General features: G+C 63.5%; 3 protein-coding genes. 1 reads left to right on the top strand and 2 read right to left on the bottom strand.

Annotated features, from left to right (window positions below; genetic code table 11):
• Positions 1 to 176 precede the first annotated feature (176 nt).
• On the bottom strand, positions 177 to 638 hold the full coding sequence (locus JMJ56_RS32765; RefSeq protein WP_202836062.1) for a deoxycytidylate deaminase: 462 nt from the start codon (positions 636 to 638) through the stop codon (positions 177 to 179).
• Between the two features lie 360 nt (positions 639 to 998).
• Between JMJ56_RS32765 and JMJ56_RS32760 the strand changes: the two genes are divergently transcribed.
• On the top strand, positions 999 to 1,871 hold the full coding sequence (locus JMJ56_RS32760) for a lytic transglycosylase domain-containing protein (protein WP_328702529.1): 873 nt from the start codon (positions 999 to 1,001) through the stop codon (positions 1,869 to 1,871).
• Positions 1,872 to 1,985: 114 nt separating this feature from the next.
• On the opposite strand, the gene JMJ56_RS32755 is transcribed toward JMJ56_RS32760, so the two are convergent.
• Complete coding sequence (locus JMJ56_RS32755; RefSeq protein ID WP_202836060.1) at positions 1,986 to 2,957, bottom strand: Bug family tripartite tricarboxylate transporter substrate binding protein; 972 nt, start codon at positions 2,955 to 2,957, stop codon at positions 1,986 to 1,988.
• Positions 2,958 to 3,485: the final 528 nt, after the last annotated feature.

Raw genomic sequence — 3,485 nt, 5'->3', positions numbered from 1 at the left:
GACACCTTCACCCCAGCCGAGTGCGCCAACCACTTCGCCGCCGCCGGCTATGACGCAAACTGATGGGAAAATGCTCTGAGGATGCCATCGTGCGTTGCCACGTGGCGTGCGCACGCCACGGGTGGCGAGCGCGACGGCTCAAGCCGGAAGCAGATGACTGGCCATGGCGTGTGCCCTCACCTTTCGGTCGCGGCCCCACGCTGCCAAGCCACGCCGGCCTCGTCCATAAGGAGACGTCCTGCCGCCTCACTATCTGCCCAGTCGGCCCGCAGCTGCCCTTGGAACACAACGCGCTGGATTCCTGCCTGGATCAGCGAGGCAGCACAGGCCGCGCATGGCGGATGGGTGATGTAGGCCGTGCAACCAGCGAGCGACACGCCTGAGCGAGCGGCCGTGGCGACCGCATTGGCCTCGGCATGCACGGAAAGGAGCAGCTTCGTCGGACGATCGGCGAGGCGTTCCGGCAGATCGGTCACTCCACGTGGGAAGCCATTATAGCCGGTCACTCGGATCCGGCGGTCGTCGTCAACCACGACGCAGCCGACCTTCGTCGTGCGGTGCTTGGACCAGTCAGCGATATGCACCGCGAGAGCCAAGAACCGGGCGTCCCAACGAGGGGAGATGTGTGCGTCATTCATGAGACGCTGCAATTGACACGAATGGATTTCCGGTTCGAGACCAGAAGTTCCGAAAAAGGCGAAAAGGCAGGACCTGAACCGCGTTGGCTAGGTCGGCAACCCCTTGAGACACGCAATTCCTTGCAGAACATGCTGGCCCTTGCAGAGACCCCGTCGCGCGGAAGCACGAAACCGAGCGCGGCTGGCCTTGGCATGAACAACAAGGATGCCGCACATCATGCTCCGCCGCGTTGCAGCCTGATCGCCTCGTCCAGGCAGCCAGAGGGACCGGCGTACCGCGCGGATTCCGCATTTTTGAACCGACGCACGACAAAGATGGCTTCCCGCACCGACTGAAGCGTGTTGTTTCTTGTAACGGCAATGCCGGTATTTTTTCAGGTCGAAAGTTTGACTGTTCTTGTCCATCGGGTGGAATCGAAATGTGGCCGCTTCATGAAAGGTAGCTGTGCAGCCCTGCTTGGACTGCTTCCAGCTTTCGCGTTGGCATCCCCGTCCACCTCACGCACCCCGTCGCCCGGCGAGCGATGCCTGTCCGCCATCCAGGCGTCGGAACGGCAGATGCGCATTCCGCCCCAGCTATTGCGAAGCATTGCAATGGTGGAAAGCGGGCGGCCAGACCCTGCCACTGGGCGGGTCCTGCCCTGGCCCTGGACCATTAATGTTTCCGGGACCGGCTACTTCTTTGCCAGTAGCGAACAGGCTGTCGCTGCTGTGCGGAACTTTCGGTCGAGGGGCATTCAATCGATCGATGTCGGCTGCGCGCAGGTCAACTTGATGCATCACCCGGCAGCCTTCAGCAATCTTGAAAGCGCATTTGATCCGCAAGCCAATACCGACTATGCCGCACGCTTTCTGAAGTCGCTCCACGGGGGCACTGGCAACTGGCCGCTTGCCGCCGCTGCGTACCACTCCCGAGTCGCTGAGCGGGGCCATGAATACGCGCGCAAGGTTATCGCATTGTGGCCACATGCTGAGCGCTACGGAGCTTTGCCGCCGGCTGTTTCGACCGTCAATACGGGTGCCGACTACAGCATGTACCTGCCTGAGTTCGCCGCACGCCTGCGGCGAATGGATGAGGACAGGGCAAGGTACCCCGGCGCCGGCGCGCTGATCGAGTCTGCCTGGGCTCGCCAACTGCCCAGTTCACCCCGACTAGCCGTTGAACTGCCTCCTCCATCCACAAGGACCGTGTTGAACAATCCGGTCCCGGCGGGCCCATCCGTCCTTCGCTAGAACAAGTTTGGATCAAGTGGCATCGCCTGTTCGGAGCAATCTGCTCGATTGAGCAACGAGCCGGGTCGGCTTTCGGGAGCCAAGTTGGACGGAAACCTACTCTAGCGCGGCCGATCAGCCACCCCTCGCACCGGAACGGGTGATCAAAGCGGCGATGCGGGGCGTTTCCGCAGCGAGGAAGCCTCGGAACTGGTCTGTCCCCATCGTCGGCCACAGTACCGTTGCCGTACCGCCGAAGAACTCCTGCACCCTGGCATCGCCCATTGCTTCCCGCATGGCGCCGGCCAGCCTCGCCACGACCTCCACAGGTGTGCGCGCTGGCACGAAGAGGCCGGCCCAAGGTACGGACTCGGCACCGGGCAGCCCCGCCTCGGCGACAGTTGGAACTTCGCCGGCCAGCGCGACCCGCTGCCTATCGGTAACCGCCAAGGCTCGTAGCCGGCCCTCCCGCACATGCGGCAAGCTCGTCAGCGGGTAATCCCACATGACATCGAGACGTCCACCGATGACGTCGTTCAACCCCTGGGTGCCGTTGGCATATGGCGCATGCACGATGCGGACGCCGGTTGCCTGCATCAGCGTCTCGGCCGCCAGATGCGGCGAGGTGCCAACTCCGACGGATCCATAGGTCAATCCCTCAGGCCGGCCCCGTGCGGCCTCGACCAACTCCATGAGTGTTCTCCATGGACGGCTAGGCGAGGTGACGATGAGATGGGGCGACGCTCCTATGCCGTGGACGGGCGCAAGATCTCGCTGTGGGTCATAGCGAAGATTGGGAAACATCGCCGGCGCTGCGGCGATGGACCCCTGGCTGCCGTAGAGCATCGTGTATCCGTCGGCTGCGCTGCGAGCGACTGCCTCGGCCCCGATAGTGCCGCCGGCACCCGGACGGTTCTCCACCACCACGGACTGGCCGAGGTTCTGGCTCATGTGCTGCGCCAGAGTGCGGGCGCTGGTATCGGTGATGCCCCCCGCAGCGAAGGGGACCACCCAGATGACGGGGCGGTTCGGGAAATTCTGGGCAGCTACCGCCGCAGGCAGCAGAGCAGGCGCAGCCAGTAAGGTGCGACGGGTCGTTAGTTTCACGGTGTTGCCTCCCCGCAGTTGCCAGGAGGAATCGTAACCCAGCGCGAAGTACGTCTCCAGGACGATGCCACTGTCAGCGCCGGCCCAAAGCCGAGCACCGCATGCGCAACGCTAGTGTAGCGGGTGGCCATGGGACCCTGCGCCAATGTTGTCCGCATCGATAATCCGCGCCGCGGCCAGCACGAAACCGCCTGGTCGGATGCGCCGGGGTAGGTCAGTCGATGGAGGTGCCGGAGAGGCGCACCGACTCAACCACCCTGGGCAACTCGGCAGTGCTGAAGGCAGCAAACTCTACGACCACATCACGGCGTGAACACAGGCGAGAGGGGCTGCCAAGTTGAATGGAACTCGCCCTGAACCCTTGCGGCGTCACCGCGAAGCCAAGTGACAGTGGAAATGTCTTGCCAAGTCCGGATGGACGCCCTGCCGCAGCCAGCCCTGGGGTAGGCGCCTAAGTGTCCATCCGGGAACAGATCGAGTGATTTGAATCGGTTGTGATTGGCTGCCGGCGGCGGGTGCGGGAAGAAG

Origin of the sequence: Belnapia arida, assembly GCF_016773205.1 — a bacterium.
GTDB classification, from domain to species: Bacteria; Pseudomonadota; Alphaproteobacteria; order Acetobacterales; family Acetobacteraceae; genus Belnapia; species Belnapia arida.
Note: the sequence above shows the minus strand (reverse complement) of the source record. Positions and strands in the feature narration are given on the sequence as shown.